The sequence below is a fragment of the Streptomyces sp. NPDC021356 genome, from assembly GCF_040641015.1.
Classification (GTDB): Bacteria; Actinomycetota; Actinomycetes; order Streptomycetales; family Streptomycetaceae; genus Streptomyces.
Genome location: NZ_JBFACU010000057.1, coordinates 14,997 through 30,847 on the forward strand (window position 1 = coordinate 14,997; position 15,851 = coordinate 30,847).

General features: G+C 69.4%; 12 protein-coding genes and 3 pseudogenes. 6 read left to right on the forward strand and 9 right to left on the reverse strand.

What is annotated here, in order from left to right:
- Window positions 1-21: 21 nt before the first annotated feature.
- Together AB0G56_RS39390 and AB0G56_RS39395 are read right to left on the reverse strand one after the other, a co-directional pair.
- Window positions 22-1,929 carry an alpha-L-fucosidase gene (locus AB0G56_RS39390; protein WP_360980284.1) on the reverse strand — a complete coding sequence of 636 codons (1,908 nt, stop codon included), beginning with the start codon at window positions 1,927-1,929 and terminating at the stop codon, window positions 22-24.
- Entirely contained in the window at window positions 1,926-3,941 is a 2,016-nt protein-coding gene (locus AB0G56_RS39395) for a family 20 glycosylhydrolase (RefSeq protein ID WP_360980287.1), read from the reverse strand. The genes AB0G56_RS39390 and AB0G56_RS39395 overlap by 4 nt, the downstream gene beginning before the upstream one ends.
- Before the next feature lie 401 nt (window positions 3,942-4,342).
- Between AB0G56_RS39395 and AB0G56_RS39400 the strand changes: the two genes are divergently transcribed.
- The 5 genes from AB0G56_RS39400 (at window position 4,343) to AB0G56_RS39420 (ending at window position 9,206) form a co-directional block, all read left to right on the forward strand.
- Complete coding sequence (locus AB0G56_RS39400; protein WP_360980290.1) at window positions 4,343-5,011, forward strand: hypothetical protein; 669 nt, start codon at window positions 4,343-4,345, stop codon at window positions 5,009-5,011.
- A 396-nt stretch (window positions 5,012-5,407) separates the two neighbouring features.
- A complete protein-coding gene (locus tag AB0G56_RS39405; RefSeq protein WP_360980293.1) occupies window positions 5,408-7,240 on the forward strand; it encodes a cholesterol oxidase substrate-binding domain-containing protein in 1,833 nt (610 codons plus the stop codon).
- A gap of 213 nt (window positions 7,241-7,453) precedes the next feature.
- Window positions 7,454-7,714: a hypothetical protein gene (locus AB0G56_RS39410; protein ID WP_360980296.1), complete on the forward strand. Its 261-nt coding sequence runs from the start codon at window positions 7,454-7,456 to the stop codon at window positions 7,712-7,714.
- Between the two features lie 169 nt (window positions 7,715-7,883).
- Window positions 7,884-8,489 (forward strand): hypothetical protein, encoded by a 606-nt coding sequence (locus AB0G56_RS39415; RefSeq protein ID WP_360980299.1) that lies wholly within the window; start codon window positions 7,884-7,886, stop codon window positions 8,487-8,489.
- 210 nt (window positions 8,490-8,699) lie between these two features.
- Complete coding sequence (locus tag AB0G56_RS39420; RefSeq protein ID WP_360980302.1) at window positions 8,700-9,206, forward strand: GNAT family N-acetyltransferase; 507 nt, start codon at window positions 8,700-8,702, stop codon at window positions 9,204-9,206.
- A gap of 452 nt (window positions 9,207-9,658) precedes the next feature.
- Here the strand turns inward: AB0G56_RS39420 and AB0G56_RS39425 are convergent.
- The 4 genes and pseudogenes from AB0G56_RS39425 to AB0G56_RS39440 all read right to left on the reverse strand — a co-directional run.
- Window positions 9,659-9,988, reverse strand: a pseudogene (locus AB0G56_RS39425) (Scr1 family TA system antitoxin-like transcriptional regulator); the annotation flags it as partial.
- 58 nt (window positions 9,989-10,046) lie between these two features.
- On the reverse strand, window positions 10,047-10,826 hold the full coding sequence (locus AB0G56_RS39430) for a MerR family transcriptional regulator (RefSeq protein WP_360980305.1): 780 nt from the start codon (window positions 10,824-10,826) through the stop codon (window positions 10,047-10,049).
- Window positions 10,823-11,920 (reverse strand): serine hydrolase domain-containing protein, encoded by a 1,098-nt coding sequence (locus AB0G56_RS39435; protein ID WP_360980308.1) that lies wholly within the window; start codon window positions 11,918-11,920, stop codon window positions 10,823-10,825. Before AB0G56_RS39435 ends, AB0G56_RS39430 begins: the two co-directional genes overlap by 4 nt.
- Window positions 11,921-11,998: 78 nt before the next feature.
- Window positions 11,999-12,568 carry a hypothetical protein gene (locus AB0G56_RS39440; protein WP_360980311.1) on the reverse strand — a complete coding sequence of 190 codons (570 nt, stop codon included), beginning with the start codon at window positions 12,566-12,568 and terminating at the stop codon, window positions 11,999-12,001.
- 217 nt (window positions 12,569-12,785) lie between these two features.
- Between AB0G56_RS39440 and AB0G56_RS39445 the strand changes: the two genes are divergently transcribed.
- Complete coding sequence (locus AB0G56_RS39445) at window positions 12,786-13,223, forward strand: DUF5937 family protein (protein ID WP_360980314.1); 438 nt, start codon at window positions 12,786-12,788, stop codon at window positions 13,221-13,223.
- A gap of 10 nt (window positions 13,224-13,233) precedes the next feature.
- Here AB0G56_RS39445 and AB0G56_RS39450 read toward each other — a convergent pair.
- The 3 genes and pseudogenes from AB0G56_RS39450 to ltrA form a co-directional block, all read right to left on the reverse strand.
- Window positions 13,234-13,740 (reverse strand): annotated as a pseudogene (locus AB0G56_RS39450) (transposase); the annotation flags it as partial.
- Window positions 13,671-13,949 (reverse strand): annotated as a pseudogene (locus AB0G56_RS39455) (winged helix-turn-helix domain-containing protein); the annotation flags it as partial. The pseudogenes AB0G56_RS39450 and AB0G56_RS39455, both read right to left, overlap by 70 nt.
- 98 nt (window positions 13,950-14,047) lie before the next feature.
- Window positions 14,048-15,307: a group II intron reverse transcriptase/maturase gene (ltrA, locus tag AB0G56_RS39460; protein ID WP_360980317.1), complete on the reverse strand. Its 1,260-nt coding sequence runs from the start codon at window positions 15,305-15,307 to the stop codon at window positions 14,048-14,050.
- Between the last annotated feature and the right edge of the window lie 544 nt (window positions 15,308-15,851).

The following is a 15,851-nucleotide window of genomic DNA, read 5'->3' on the forward strand; positions in this document are numbered from 1 at the left end:
GCGCGGATGTCCCGTCCCGGATTACTGGTCCTGGGGCTCGTTCGTCAAGTAGAGGCCCAGGGTGGAGAGGTGGGGTGTGGCGCGGGCCTGTGTCACGCGGAGCCTGATCCGGTCCGCGGTCACCGGCGCGGGCAGTACGAGGATGCGGGCGTAGCCGATGGTGGTGCCCTCCGCGACTTGCGACCAGGCGTCGCCGGTCCACGCGTCGACGGCGAATCGCTGGACGTGCTGGCCGCGGGTGATGTCCTCGCCCAGCCTGATCCGGTCGAGGGAGGTGCCCTTCCGGAGGGTCAACTCCAGGGTTCCGGTCGTCGTGCCGCCGGCGGGCGACCAGGACGAGGCGACGCGCGGGTCCGTCAGAGCGGCGGCGGTGCGGGCGGGCCGCGCGCCGGCGAGCAGGTTGGTGCGGTACAGGGCGGCGACCGTCCGGCCGAACTCCGTGAGGGAGGCGACGTCGGCCTCGTCGACGCGGCCCGAGGTGCCGGGCGGCACGTTGAGCAGGAGCACCGCGTTGCGCCCGACCGACGAGTGGTACAGGTCGACCAGTTGCTGGGCTGACTTGGGGTGCTCGTCAGGGTGCCAGAACCACCCGGGGCGGATGGACACGTCCGCCTCGGCGGGGAACCACTGCAGGTATGCGACGCCGGGCCCGGTGATCACCTTGTCGGAGCCGATGTCCGCGGCCTCGGCTCCGCCTGGCAGCAGGCCCTCGCCGTGGGCCGTCGCCGGGTCCGCGGTAGCGGGGGTGACGCTCCATTCGCTGAGCCGCGCGACGCCTCCCTCGTTGCCGACCCAACGGGTGCCCTGCGGCCCCGCGAAGGTGACGGTGTCGGGCGAGAGCGTGTGGATGAGCCGGAACCAGGACGTGAAGTCGTAGGTCTCGCTGATCCCGCTCGACTTCCAGGGGTTGGCACCGTCGAGCCAGAGTTCGTCGATGGGGCCGTACTGGGTGAACAGCTCGTACAGCTGGTTCAGGTAGTAGGCGTTGTAGTCGTCCGCCATGACGCGGAAGCTGGGCAGCCGGCCCGTGCGCACGGCGTCGGCGCGGTCGTCGCCGGGCACCAGGGTCGGGATGGTCCGGGCTGTGACGGCGCTGCCGCTGCCGTAGCGGCCCATGCCGGAGGGGTTGCGGTCGCGGTCGTCGTAGGTGGACTGCTCCTCGATGCTGAGGGATTTACCCGCGTCGTGTTTGGCGACGATGTCCGCGACGAGCGTCTCGTGCCAGGCGTGCGGGAGTTCCGCGCCGTCGGCGGGCGACAGGTAGACGCCGACCTTGAGCCCCGCTCTGCGGGCGGCGCGCAGGTAGGTGCCGAGGATGTCGCCGTCCGGGTTGACGTTGCCGGTGGTGCGGATGCTCCAGTACGCCCATGGGTCGGTGCCGCGCCGGGCTGCGGCCGTCTTGCGGGCACCGGCCGCGGCGGCGTCGGGGGTGCCGCCGCGGTACCACCAGGGGGAGGCGATGACGGAGTGGTTGGTGTAGCGGGTGGGGTAGACCACGAAGCCGTCGTGGTGCTTCGCGGTGAGCATGACCTGCTTCATTCCGGCAGCGCGGTAGGCGCGCATCCACTGGTCGATGTCGACCTCGGACGGTGCGAACGTGGCCTCGTCCTCGCAGCCGGAGCCCCACTCGCGGTCGGTGAAGGTGTTCATCCCGAAGTGGGTGAAGCCTGTGACCTCGCGCATCTGCCAGGCGACCTGGGGCGGTCGGGGGGCGACGGCGGCGGCCTTGGCGACGATCTGCTCGGGTGTGTCGGTGGGTTCGACCCGCACGACCGACACGGGCCGGGTCCGGCCGGGAGCCGCGCCGCCGGGACGGGCGGCGGGGGCGGCGGACGCGGCGGTGGCGGTACCGGCGGACGCGGCCGTGGCGGTGCCGGCGGACGCGGCGACGGCGGCGGACGCGGCGAGCAGTCCTCTGCGGCTGATCATGACTCACTTCCTTGGTGTGCGGGGGCCGGGGTGATGCGCCATACGTCCTGTCGTGCGACGTCGCGGGGCTGCTGGACGACGGCGCCGCCCGCGGCGGGGACGAGGGCCTGCTGGGTGATGGCATCGACGAGGCGGTGGCCGCCGGGGACCGGTTCGAGCTGCCACTTCTGCGATGCGGTGCCGGTGCAGGTCTCGGCGGTCACGGCAGCGCCCGCCTGCTCGACGACGTGCATGGGGTTCGCGGTGCCGCGGGAAACGTCCGCGCACAGGCCGCTGCCGGTGGCGACGAGTCGGTAATAGCCGTCGTCGGTCGGCTCCAGCAGCCAGTCCGTGCTCCCGGCGCGCGTCGCGTGCAGCGGGGTGCCCGGCGCGGCCGAGGCGCCGTCCTCCAGCGTGCCGCCGGCCGCGGAGTGCAACCGGTACGTGCCGGCCTTCATCGGCTGGACCCACTGGGGCCCCCAGGTGGGCGCGTGTCCGAGCCGGTCGGCGAGCGCGCGGAAGCCGGCGTAGTCGGCGGAGGGGGCGGGGCCGCCCCAGACGCCCTGGGCGAAGACGCGGAGGGAGCCGAACATGCCCTGCTGGGTCTGGTTCTCGGTCTCTTTGCCGTAGTTGTCCGGCCAGACCATGTACTCGGCGCCGGTGAGGCCCGCGTGGCCGCCGGTGACGGTGCCGTCGGCGAAGTCGACGGGCGTCCATCCCGACTCGTAGAGCTTCTGCGCGTCGGGCCGGTAGCTTCCGCGCACGTAGTACAGGGCGTTGGTGGCGTTCATCACCCGGTAGCCGGCGTCGAGGAGTTGCTGCGAGGTCTCCTTCTCCGGCAGCCAGTGCTCGATGATGATGTCCTTGTTGAGCGGCACGGTGTTGTCGCCGGTCAGGCCGTCGTTCCAGATGCGCAGGGTGCGGCCCTTGGAGCGGACGTACGCGTCGACGCGGTTCACGAAGTCGACGTAGGCGTCCTGCGGGGTCGCCCGCGGGCCGAACTCGGAGCGCGCGTACGCCTGGAGCTGCGGGTAGTTCGAGTACGCGGAGCGGATCATGTACTCGTCCGCACCCATGTGGAAGTACGGTCCGGGGAACAGAGCGAGGTCCGTGTCGATCAGGTGCGTGAGGAAGGTGAACGCGTCCGGGTTCGTGATGTCGAGGCGCGTCGCGTCGCGCTTGCCGCTGGTGTCGGCGAGCTGCAGGTCCGGGTAGGGCGTCAGGTAGGGGTCCATGTGCCCGGGCGAGTTGATCTCCGGGATGACCGTCACGTGGTGGCGGGCCGCGGTCGCGACGAGGTTTCTGACCTCTCGCGGCGTGTAGTAGGAGAAGGTGTTGGTCTCCGGGAGCTCGCTGCTCTGCACCTTGAGTTCGACGTGCAGGGTGTTGAGCTTCAGGTACGCCATGTCCTTGATGAGCCGGGTCATCCAGGCGGCCGTGTTGTACGTGTAGCAGGCGCACACGCCGACGGCTCGCTCGCGGGACGAGGGCACGTCGGTCGTGCTGCCCTTCGGCAGCGCGGGGTTCGCGGCCAGCATCTGGAGCAGGGTGCGGGTGCCGTAGAAGAGGCCTGCGGAGGTGCGGCCTGTGATGTCGACGCGGTCGCCGATCCGAAGGGCGTAACCCTCCTCGCCGAGGTCGGTGCGGCCACTGTCGGTGTGCAGCACGATGTCGCCGGGGCGGGGCGCGCCCTGGGCGACGGGGAGCCGCCGGCTCAGCGTGTCGCGCAGGTCGCCGGCGAGCTGCCGCGCGGTGGTCTCGCCTGCGGCGTCGGTGTCGATACGGGCCTGGGTGCCGAGGCGGAGGGTGCCCTTGTCCGCAGTCCAGTCGTGCAGCGACGGGATCAGTGCGGGCGCGGCCGCCGCGGTGGCGGGCTCTGCGGCGGCGGCCGCGGCCGCGTCGGCCGCCCCACCGAGGGTCGCGGCGAGGAGGCCGGCGGCTGCGAGGGCCGCGGTCGGACGCCCGGCGACACGTTGGAGGAGGGGTGTTCGCGCCGGGGGGCGCGGGTGGCGTGGTCTGTCTCGGCGGTTCATCTGCACGCTCCACAGTCAGGCGGAATGAGCGGACTTGAGGGGGGTGGCGGGATGGCGCGCTGCGCCCCGGTGCCCTTCGGTGCGTCTGTCCGTGCCGTGGGCGATTTCACGTCACCTCCGTTCCGCTCAGCCGGAGCCTAGGCACACAAGTGGTCTGATCACTAGTGCCCATCTCCGGGGAAAATTCCCGCAGATGACGACTGTCACGGCAAATTGGTCCGATGAATATAGCTGTCACAGGGGTGTCGGAGGCGCCAAGCGGAGTGGTATACACCACTGTTGTCGGACGGGAGTTGACCGGAGTTGACCCCCGCTACCCGCAGGAGCGCCGGTATGAGCGAAGACGACAAGCACCGGCTCACACGACGTCATCTCACCGTCGGCGCCATGTCCGCCGCGCGGTGACCGGCCTGATCGGGCTGCCCGGCTGGGCCGCCGCAGTTTCCCTCGCCGCGGCCCCGCGCACGGCCCGAAGAGGTGCCTCGGGCGCCCCCTTCGTCGTACCGGAGCTGCATGAATGGGCCGGTACGGAGGGCGAGTTACGGATCCGCCAGGACAGCCGGATCACCGTGCCCCGCGGAGGCGGCCGGTTGCTCCCACTCGCCCGCAAGGTCACCGGCGAGATGGCGGAGCTGACCGGCGTCCGCATCCGCCCGCCCCGGGTCGGCGACGGAAGACCGTACGACAGCGAGATCCACATCAGGATCGACCCGGCGGACAGCCACCCGGCCGACGGCGAGCGCTCGGTGCCGGCGGCCGGGGGCGCGGCGTTCGGCGTGTTCACAGCCGCCGTGTTCGCCCTGGTACTGGCCGGTGTGCGGGGCGCAGCGGCGAGTTCGGTGTCCGGGCTGCTCCCCACCGCCCAGCATTTGGGCGGCTCGATCGGGGTGGCGGCGGCCGGCCTGGCCTACTTCGCGCCGGCCGGCGGTGCGAACGTGGCGTTCGGCCACGCCATGACCTACGAGGCCGCGGTCTTCCTTCTCACGGCGTCGATCACCCTCCGACTACGACGGACAGGTTCGGAGCCGGAGCAAAACCGGCCACGCCTGCCTTCCGCGACGCCCAGGTAGATCGCCGCACACGACGCTGCGCTTCGGCGTCACGCACCGGGTCGGTCCCCATGTCCGCCTCCCGGACCAGGCCGTCGCCATCCAGATCACGGAGCCGGGTGGGTTGCGCCGGGTACGCACCAGCGCGGGACTCGCTCGGCCGAGCGGCCCTCCGGAGCCTGAAGCCCCTGGTGCGAGGTGTTCCGCCTGGCCCGCTCCCGGCGTGACCGCTCAACAAGCCGAACGAAATAGCCCTTATATGGAACGAGTTGGCGGGCTGGGGCGCTTCACGAGACATTCACTCGTTTACGTGAATGGACCGAACGTATGACCGTGGGAGCCTTCTTGCTGTGGGTAATCTGCGTGCCCGGCCGGTCCGGCAGGGGCCTGCCCGGAGCGGGTCATGGGGGTGCGGGGATGACGAACGGTCCTTCGAACCAGGGTGGCGGGCTGTCTCGGCGCAGGCTGCTGGCGTCGTCGGCCGCTGCGGGCGGCGGGGTCTGGTTGCTACGCGGGCTGGTGCGGCCGGGCAGCGCCTATGCCGCTTCGGCGCCGCCGCCCGGCTTCCCGGCGGGGATCGACGTCTATCAGCGCGCGTACGAGAACTGGGCCGGTGAGATCCGTACCGACCAGTTGTGGACGTGCTCGCCGCGCAGCCCTCAGCAGGTGCTCGACGTCGTCAACTGGGCGTACCACGCCGGCTGGACGGTACGCGCGCAAGGACAGCGGCATGGCTGGGCCCCCCTCACCGTGGCCGACGGCACTCCCGCCGCGACCCGGGTCGTCCTCCTGGACACCACGGCACACCTCACCACCATGTCGCTGGAGCAGCAGGCCGCCGACGGTTCGGCCGCGGTCCGGGTCCAGGCCGGCGCATCACTGGAGACGCTGCTCGGGTTCGCCGGCGCGGCCGGATACGGGGTCGCGTCCGCGCCGGCGCCCGGTGATCTCTCGGTCGGGGGCGCGCTGGCCATCGGCGCACACGGTACGGCCGTTCCCGCCGTCGGCGAGCGCCCGTCGCCCGGCCATGGCCATGGCTCACTGAGCAACCTGGTCACCGAGTTGACCGCGGTGGTCTGGGACGACCACGCCGGCCGCTACGTCCTGCGAACCGTCGGCCGAGCCGAGCCCGACTGCGACGCACTCCTCACCCACCTCGGCCGCTCGCTCGTCACCGAGGCAGTCCTGCGGGTGGGCACCGACCACAATCTGCGCTGCCAGTCCTTCCTGGACATCCCCGCCACCGAACTGTTCGCCGCCCCCGGTGCGCCGGCCGGCACGCGGACCCTGGCCGGCTTCGTGGACCGCACCGGACGGGTGGAGGCGATCTGGTTCGCCTTCACGGACCGCCCTTGGCTGAAAGTCTGGAGCGTCGCCCCGAAGCGGCCGCTCACCGCCCGCGCGGTCGACGAACCGTACAACTACCCGTTCTCCGACTCCCTGCCCGATCCGGTGGCCCGGCTGGCCGGAGACCTGGTCTCCGGGGCGTGGGCGAGTGCGCCGCTCTTCGGACAGGTCCAGTACCTGCTGACCAAGGTGGCGTTGACCGGCGACATCACCGACGTCCTGCTCTCGGGGACCCTGGTGCGGGACGTACTGACCGGTGACGTGCTCACCCACCTGCTGGCCGGCGGACTGCGCTCGGACCTGTGGGGTGCCTCTCGCAACCTGCTGCAGTACGTACGACCCACCACGCTGCGCGAGACCGCCAACGGATACGCCGTCCTCACCCGCCGCGCCGATCTGCAGTGGGTCGTCAGCCAGTTCGCCGACTTCTACCGCACCCTGCTGTCGCAGTACGCGGAGCGCGGCGAGTACCCGGTCAACGGCCAGGTCGAGATCCGGGTGACCGGACTTGAGGACCCGGCCATGAGCGGTGTCCCCGACGCTCGGCCCCCGCTGCTGTCCGCCCTGCGGCCGCGCCCCGACCGGCCCGACGCCGACACCGCCGTGTGGATCGACGTCCTCTCCCTGCCGACGACACCCGCCCTGCACCGCTTCTACCGCGACATCGAGCAGTTCCTCCTGGCCCTCGACGGCGGCCGGGCCACGGTTCGTGTGGAGTGGTCCAAGGGCTGGGCCTACGACGGCACCGCCGCCTGGTCCGACCCTGACGTCCTCTCCCGCGCCATCCCCGCCAGCCAACGCGCCGGAGGGGGCCCCGGCTGGGACCAGGCGGTCGCCACTCTCGACCGGCTCGACCCCCACCACGTGCTGTCCAGCCCGTTCCTCGACACGCTGCTGCGCTGAACGGGCGGACGGGCATCGGTCTTTCCACGCCTCACGTGTGGGCACTCCCACGACACCCCGGTCACGCCGCTGGGCTGTTCCAGGACGTGCGGCACGCTGGTTGCTGGGGCCTGCTTCGAAGGCGATGAGGAGGACTCTGGACGAGACCCGCGTCTCGGCTGCCGTGGCGCCGCTCCCCTTGATGCCCGGAACCGCCGCCCACGCGTCCGTCAGGTGCGCGACTCAGCCCGCTCCGGTGGGCCGGCGTTCTCCACCCCCGGGTTCGGCGCCACCGCGGACTGGGCGTGCGCCGCACGCCCGGACGCGCTTCCATCTGGGCTGCCAGGCGGTGCGGGCTGGCTGAGCGGCGACGACGACCACCTCACCTGGTACCAGACCCACAACTGGGCTCGTCCGTACCCCGGTGAGAAGAAGATCTACACCCCGAAGGACGTGCCCGGCGCCTACATCCCGTCGCCGGAGTCCGACGGCTGACACACGGTCCGCACCACACAGTGGGCGATGAACTACGAGCGAGGGACACCTTGGTGCGCATATATCTATTTCGAGCCCTCAGAGAGTGCAGTTTCTGTGCCCGTGGAACCTTAGGGGTGCTCCTCACGTTCTTACGTGAAACGGAGTGGTGACCGAAAGGAAACCGATCTTGGAAACCTTGATCACCGTCCTGCCACCAACGGCACTGGTGGCAGGTGTCGCGCTCCTTATTTCTGTGCTGCTGGCGCGTAGCCAGCGCCGCGAACGGCGATTTGAGCGCGCACACGCAATTCTTAGCACTCTGTCCACCAAGACCGCGAGTGAAGACCGAAACCTGCTGGGCACATACCATTGGCGGAACAGGTCCATCAAGAAGGGAGAAGTACGAGATGATGTGATGCGTGCCTACTTCTCAATGCTTTGGCTCTTCAGTGACATTCAGAAGGCGCGCGCGTCCCTACTGGCCACGAACAAAAACAAGCGCGATGAAGCCATCGAGTACTTGGACGAAGGGATCATCACCGTCGCCCTAGAGTACGTATGCACTTTCTACGCGATCAAGAACAAGATGATCGAAGCGGATCCGGAAGAAAAGGTATTCGAAGGGGCTTACGGAGATCACTTCTCGCAACTCTGCGCTGGCCTCGCCGAGGGGGTGAAAGATGACACGACCAGGCGAATGTTGCTGAAGGTGCATGTGAATGACACCGAGCAGTGCCTGTGCGGTTGCCACACCGTGAGTCCGCAGAAGACGACGCGACTAGCCGCAATTTGAAGGCGCAACCTGCACAATCGACAGTAAGCACACCTATACACCGATAAGGATAAATTCCACTCCGTTCCCTCCTCTCCCCGGCCCGGGAGAGGAGGTTTTCGCGTTCCTGATACTCCAGCTGAAGATCGTGATGTGTGCCATGGTCTTGGGCTCTCTGCCGCTGATGGAAACTCAGGTGGCATCGGCGGGCGGTCCGGGTGGACTCCCGCCGTGCCCGAACTGAAGCAGCTGGATGCTGGCCATGCCCCGGCGGTCCTGGCCTTCGAGCTGGCGAACCGTGCCTACTTCGCTGCCTCGATCTCCGACCGGGGCGACGAGTTCTACGACCAGTTCGCCGACCGGCACAGTGCCATGCCGGCCGAGCAAGAGGCCGGCGGCTGCGCCTTCTATGTGCTGGTCGCCGCTGACGGCTCGGTTCTGGGCCGGTTCAACCTGTACGATTTCAAGGACGGCACCGCCAACGTCGGCTACGGGGTCGCACAGCACGTCTCCGGCCGCGGCGTTGCGACCGCGACCGTCCGGAAGTTGTGCCAGCCGGCGGCGGCACGGCACGGGCTGCGCACATTGCGCGCTGCCACCTCCCACGCCAATGCCGCGTCCCAGAGGGTACTGACCAAGGCCGGGTTCGTCGCAGTCGGCCCGGCAGACCCGGCCGACCTCGGCGGTAAGCCGGGCACCTGGTACCAGAGACGCGGTCGGCGGCTTCACGGAGGATGATTTCGGTGAGGGCGCCGCGTCCGTCGTTCTTCGGCAGGGCGGCGGCCTGGCGCTGGACGTCGTCGGCGACCGCGCGGCGTGGCCGGTCAGCTGAAGGGCGATCTGCTCGTATTCGCGGGGCGTGAGGTTCGGGTTCTGCCACGCGAGGACGGCGGTGACGAGTGCTTCGTACGGGGCGCGGTCGAGGGGGAGTTCGGTGGCGAGCGGGCTGTGGGGGTCGTGGAGCACGGTGTGGGTGTCGCTCACCGGTACCTCGCCGTGTGGTCGTGGTCGCCGGTGAGGTCGTCTGGGGCGCCCTGGTCGAGGAAGCGGGCGTAGCCGCGGTCGACGCGTGCCAGCAGGGCCGGGGAAGGCGGCCGAAGGCTGGCGGCCGCGTCCTTCGGGTGCGGGGCCGGCGGGCCGGTGGCTGTGGGTGCGTTCATGGGGCACCGCCTCCGTTGCTGGGTTGCGTCGGCGTCGATCGCGGCCTGGATGAGGGCGCGGGCGGCGTCGCCGTGGACGGCCATCGACGCGAGGCCGGCGAACGCCTCCGCGTAGTCGGCGACCTCGCGCGGCTGCGTCACCTTGATCTCCGCCGTCAGCGTCTCCACCACGGCCATGGTGTCGTCGTGGACGTAGAACGCCTCCGGCGGCCACACTGTGCGCTGCGCGGTGAACGGGATGCTCCCCAGCGACACCGAGGCGAGCGGCTTCACGGCCAGGAGGTGGCGCAGCTGCCCGCGCATCGCCTCGGGGCCGGCCGTGCGGTAGCGCGGGACGGACTCCTCCATGAGGACGACGTAGAGATGGGCAAGCTGCCCGCGCTGACCGGCAAGGCCGCGGGGTGAATGTGCCGGCGGGTCACGGTACTCGGGGCACGCGGAAGCCGGCCGCGCGAAGCTTCTGTTCGGTCAGTGCGGTCAGGCGGGCCGAGACGGGGGCCTGTTCCTCGCCGTGGTTGTTGATCAGCCGGTAGCGGGCGGCGGCGGTCGCCCAGGCCCGCATGGGGCCGCTGGCATCGAGGAGTTCGGGGTGGGCGAGGTAGTGGTCGGCCAGGGCTGCCGCGAGTTCCTCGATGCGCGGGTCGTCGGGGTCCCAGCTCTCGGCCTCCCAGCCGCGCTGGGTCAGCTCGACGTAGGCGGGGTCCGCCAGGCGGCTCTCCTGGACGGCCAGGAAACCGTCGAAGCCAGCCGGGATCAGCGCCTTGGCCAGGACCAGCGCCTCGCGCTGCGTGGCGACGTACTCGGCGGCGAAGCCGAGGGCGCGCATGCGGTCCAGGAGGGCGCAGGCCCGGTCGGGCAGCAGGGCCCGGTCGCCGTCAGTAAGCCGGCGCAGCGTTTCGCGTCGAGTGGTCAACTCCACTATTTGGTTCTCTAGTTGGCGCTCCACGTCAGCGAGCGCGGCGGTGAACTGCGCGCCGTCCGCAGCCAGCAGGGGCGCTGTGTCGGCGAGCGGCACTCCGGCAGTGGCGAGGGTGCGCACCTGCACCAGGCGCAGCAGGTCGGCCGAGCCGTAGCGCCGGTAGCCGGAGCTGTCGCGCTCCGGCTCTGCGACGAGCCCCAGCTTGTGGTAGTGGCGCACCGTCTTCACGGTGACGCCGACGAAGGCCGCGGCCTGCCCGATCGTGACTCCGTTGCTCATGCGCCCAGTGTGCCGAATACCTCCTCGACGAGTCGCTGTTGGGCCTTCTGGAAGGGCGCGGCGAGCGACAGGCCTGGGTCGTCGACGTAGTTGAGCCCGGCGGTCAGTGTCGTGGTGCCGTCGGCCGAGGCGTACATCAGGGCCGCCGAGCCGCCCTGGCCGCCGTTGTGGTGGTAGACGGTGCGGCCCTCGCCCAGGTCCTGAGCGAAGATCCCCAGGCCGTAGCCAATGGTCTGCTCCGGGGTGCGCATCTCGGCCAGCAGTCCCTCCGGCAGCAGCATGCCGCCCATGAGTGCGCAGAAGTACGTGTGCAGGTCCGCGGTGGTGGAGATCATGTCACCGCCGGCGCCGACCCAGGACGGGTTCTGCCGGGTGATGTCGATCGTGCGCTCCACCCCTGCGTCGTCGTAGCGGTAGTAGCTGTGGTTGTGGGGGTCCGGGATTTCGGGGGACGCGCCCGGCGCCAGCGTGCCGGTCAGGTGCAGCGGTTCGAGGATCCGTTGCCGCAGTTCCTCGGCGAACGGGCGGCCGGTGAGCTCCTCGACCAGCAGCCGGGCGATCACGTAGTTGGTGTTGGCGTAGCTCCAGCCTGCCCCCGGCTCGAACCGGGCCGGCCTGGCGAGCGAGAACCGGACCAATTCTGCCGGTTCGTAGGTGTGGAAGCGCAGGTCCACCCACTCCTTGCCCTGCCAGGGGATGCCGGCGGCGACCGTCCCGTCCTCGTAGTACTCCCCGGTGTGGTTGAAGATCCCGCTGGTGTGCTGGAGCAGCATCCGTACGGTGATGCGGCGGTCGAGGCCGAGCTGCGGTAGTTGGTCGGCGACCGGGGTGTCCAGGCCGGTCCGGCCCTCGGCCACCAGCATCAGCACTGTCGTCGCGACGAAGTTCTTGGTGGTGCTGCCGATCCGGAAGTGCGCGTCCGGCAACGGGCGCTGTGCGCAGCCCAGTTCACGGCACCCGGCGCTGCCTATCCAGGCGCCGCGCTCGTCGTCGACCCGCAGTTGCACCCCGAGGATCCCGGACGCCGCGATCTCCTCGATCGCCTTCTGCAGTTCCGGCCGGTCCGGGCCCCGGGGGGTGGGATTGCTGGGCATGGTGCGCCTCCGCGTCGTGTGTGCCCCGCTCGGTGCCGGGCCGTTGCGGAGAGCCTGCACCCTGACCTCGGGTCAACCTCAACTGTGGCATGCGTCACGGCACTTGGGGCGCCGCGGACCGGCAGTCGTGTTCAGGCGGCGTCGAAAGGCACGTACGAGGGGGTCGGTGGTGCCGAAGCCGCACACCGACACCGATGGGCCCTGGTCGGCCCTTGCCAGCAGCGCAGGGTTGACCAGCGGGCCGCTGCCGGTCTCGATCCGGAAGCCGCAAAAGCTGGGCAGCACCGCGTTGCTGTGCCGGATCGTCCGCGGCTTGTAGCGGTCCTCCAGACAGGTCTTCTTCGTGATCGGATGATTCGTGGTGCCCACGGCCGACGCAAAACGTGTACGTGCCGCCCTGCGCGGCTTCGTCGTGACACGGGGCCACAGGACGAAGTCCCGCACCTCCGCCGAGGCCGCACGGTTCCACTCGACGTCGACCACACGCAGCCACCCCCCTCCAGCGCAGCAGGCCGTACGCGTCACTGCGGACACTGCCGGTCCAACGAGGACACCAAGCGGCTGCTTCGGCAGTACCTGCCCAAGCGCGCGGACCTCCGCCCGTTCAGTCAAGTCGACCTGGACGCCATCGACCATGCGCTCAGCCATCGCCCGCGCAGGACGCATGGATATCGCACTCCGGCAGAGGTCTACGCTGACCTCCTGAACAGCGGTGACCCGCTGACCGCTTGAGCTCGCCACCGTTTGACGACAGGAGGGGAGCCGGGGAAATCGACCTGACGGCCCGGCCGCGGGCGGGTTGGCCGCGGACTCAGGCGAGGAGCAGGAGGACGGCGATGACCGGCATCGCTGCGGCGGTGGTTAGGTGCACGCCGTAGATGACGGAGCGGGGCCCTCTGCTGCGCGCCACTACCGCCGCGTCGCCGACGGGTATCAGCGTGGCGGCCTGGCGGAAGTGGCCCGCCGGCTGCTCGACGACCCCGACCGGGCCAGGTCCGCGGCCGCCGAGGCGCTGCGCCGCCTCTGGAGGGCGGTGGTGGAACCGGATTGGCCGTCCATGCGGCAGGCACTGCGTGCCGAGATGCTGGATCGGTTCCTCCAGGTCAACCGCGAGGGGCTGCGCGCGGTCCTCCCGCGCCTGCACCCTTCCGCTGTGTGCGGAGGCGACACCATCAACGTCATGAAGGCGGTCGACATCGACGTCGACTGCCCCGAGGGACTCGTTCTCGTTCCGTCCCTGTTCCTTACCGACCGGATGCAGTGCACCACCTCGGACCACTGGACCCCGGCCATCTATTACTGACTTCGGCTTGTCAGGGTGACGGTGGTTCGTCGAGGGTCAGGCCGGTGCCGGCTATGAAGCCGTCGAGGGTGTGCGGCTGGTACTGAAGGCGCTTGAGCCGGTTGCGGACGAGGGTCTCGAGTCGGTCGAGGGCGACCACGGCGAGGTTGGCCAGGCTGCGCTTGACGTGCGCCCATACCCACTCGACGGGGTTGAGGTCGGGTGAGTACGCGGGCAGCAGGAACACCGTCAGCCACTCACGCTCGGCGATCAGCCCACGCATGGCGCGGGAGACGTGGGTGTTCAGTCGGTCCCACACCAGCACGAGTGGCGCCTTGACGAGCTGGTGGACGCCGTCGACCAGCGCGATGAAGTCCCGCTCGCCCATGCTGCGGCGCGTGCCCCGGCCCGCTCGGTGGGTGCGCAGGCGGTGGCACAGCCGGGTCCGGGAACCGGGCCGCATCGCGATCAGACCGGCCACCGACAGGCGTCCCGAGCGGCGCCCGCTGACCGTGACGACCGGTGTGTGGCCGCGCCGGCCCCAGGTGCGTCCTCGGGGCGGCTTCCGGGTGAAGCCTGCTTCGTCCTCGAAACAGACGTAGCCTCCGCAGGCCGCCCGGGCTCTTTTACCTCAGCCCACGTCGCCTCCTTCCACGCGGTCACGGCCTGCTCGTCGCGTTCGGCGACCCGCCGCGCGGGCACCTGCGGGCTGAAGCCGAGCCGGTGCATCAGCCGAGTGGCACCCGAGACGCTGTAGTCGAGTAGCCGAGGGGGATCTCACCCCTCGGCTCTCACAGAACCGTGCGTAACGATCTCCCGTTACACGGCTCTTGTCGCTCTGATCATCAGACCTCCGCAGCCGCCGTGGTGAGGCGCCAGTGCACGAACATGCGGGGGTATCGCTGGGCGATCTTCTGCATCTTCAAGTACGCCTTCTTCTGGGCCGCGAGCCGCTTGTACTTGTTGCGGATCCAACGCACCAGGTAGGTGTTGATGCGCGCCAGGAAGCGGTCCAACTCCCAGGGCCTGAACCGGCCGTAGTAGTTGATCCAGCCCCCGATCACAGGGTTCACCCTGCGAGCGAGGTCGTTGAAGGTCAGATCGGAACGACGGTGCAGTCGCCAGGACCGCACCTCCCGGCCGATCCTCGTCAGGGCCTCCCTGCTGATCCCCGGCTCGAACGACAGGAACAGCTTCCCGTGCCGATTCCGGTTCTTACGGGCGCGGAACGTGTACCCAAGAAAGGTGAAGGCCGTGTGCTCGAAGAAGCGCCGACGGTTGCCGTCCTTGCAGTAGACGATCCGGGTCTTGCCCGGGTGCAGACGCAGCACGACCTCGACCATCCTGTCCGTGAGCGCGGCCAGCACCTCACGGGCCTGTCGCTCGGAGGCGCAGTGCAGGACCGCGTCGTCTGCGTAGCGCTCGAACCAGACGGACGGGAATTCCCGTTCCATCCACATGTCGAACGCGTAGTGCAGGAACAGGTTCGCCAGAACGGGAGAGACCGGTGCCCCTTGAGGCGTCCCGCGCTCCCGCTCCACCAGGGAGCCGTCGGGCATGACGAGCGGAGCGGCGAGCCACCTCCGCACATACAAGTTCACCCAAACGGCGTCAGTGTGCGCGGCCACCGCCTTGACCAGCAGGTCCCAGGGCACGCTGTCGAAGAACTTGGCGATGTCGAACTCGACCACCCAGTCCCGCCGCCAGCTGCGCTCCCGGCACTTTCCCACCGCGTCCAAGGCAGACCGTCCAGGCCGATATCCGTAGCTGTCCGGATGGAAAACGGGCTCCACCCTTCGCATCAGATGTCGGGCCACGACAGTCTGAGCCACCCGGTCAGCGACAGCGGGGATGCCGAGCATTCTCATGTCATCACCGTGCGGCTTCGGAATGGCCACCGCCCGCACCGGAGGAGGGAAGTACGAGCCCGACGACATACGGTTCCAGACCTTGTACAGGCTTCTCTTCAGGTCCTTCTCGAAGTCGTCGACGCTCTGACCATCCACTCCGGGTGCACCTCTATTGGCCTTGACTTCCTCCCACGCTTCCTTGACTTCCCACTTCGAGATATCAAACGGCTTGGTCGATGACTTCAACTGGCTCATCGCACTCCTCCCGGACATCCTCCGGTTGATGTGATCAACTCAGTCACGAACGACCCGGCCCCTTCGCTCCGCCCCCGTTACAGGGGCTTCATCACTACTACGAGCCGGTCCGCCAGCAGGTACCGCGACGGTACTCGACCCCTCACGGTGTCTGCCGCTTGGGGCACTCCCTCTCGCCGCAGTTGCACGGCGGCAGTGACGGACCTGCCTTCTCCTGTTCCATGCGGAAGCCGCAGATCGGGCTCACGTCGCCTTCATGCCGGACACCGCCTGGCCAATAAACGGGCACCCGCCAGGCTCATCCCAGGGCCATCTCCACACCCCGGTTTTGATGTCGTCTGCTTCCATTTCGACACGTCAGCAGCGATTCACTTGCGTTCGTCTTCCCGATCCCCACCTGACGCCTCTTACAACGCCTTTTCCTCATCGCTCACCACGACAGTCATTAGCTATTGAGCCGGAACTGATGGGTTGCCTGCTCGTTGATCCGGTGTGATCGAGGGTGGGGATATGCGGCGTCTGCCGCCCGCTGCGCAGGAGGATC

Bases quoted from the DNA above. Each gene is read 5' to 3' on its own strand.
- AB0G56_RS39390 (WP_360980284.1), bottom strand. From the start codon at position 1,929: ATGATCAGCCGCAGAGGACTGCTCGCCGCGTCCGCCGCCGTCGCCGCG.
- AB0G56_RS39395 (WP_360980287.1), bottom strand. From the start codon at position 3,941: ATGAACCGCCGAGACAGACCACGCCACCCGCGCCCCCCGGCGCGAACA.
- AB0G56_RS39405 (WP_360980293.1), top strand. From the start codon at position 5,408: ATGACGAACGGTCCTTCGAACCAGGGTGGCGGGCTGTCTCGGCGCAGG.
- AB0G56_RS39430 (WP_360980305.1), bottom strand. From the start codon at position 10,826: ATGAGCAACGGAGTCACGATCGGGCAGGCCGCGGCCTTCGTCGGCGTC.
- AB0G56_RS39435 (WP_360980308.1), bottom strand. From the start codon at position 11,920: ATGCCCAGCAATCCCACCCCCCGGGGCCCGGACCGGCCGGAACTGCAG.
- AB0G56_RS39440 (WP_360980311.1), bottom strand. From the start codon at position 12,568: ATGGCTGAGCGCATGGTCGATGGCGTCCAGGTCGACTTGACTGAACGG.
- ltrA (WP_360980317.1), bottom strand. From the start codon at position 15,307: ATGAGCCAGTTGAAGTCATCGACCAAGCCGTTTGATATCTCGAAGTGG.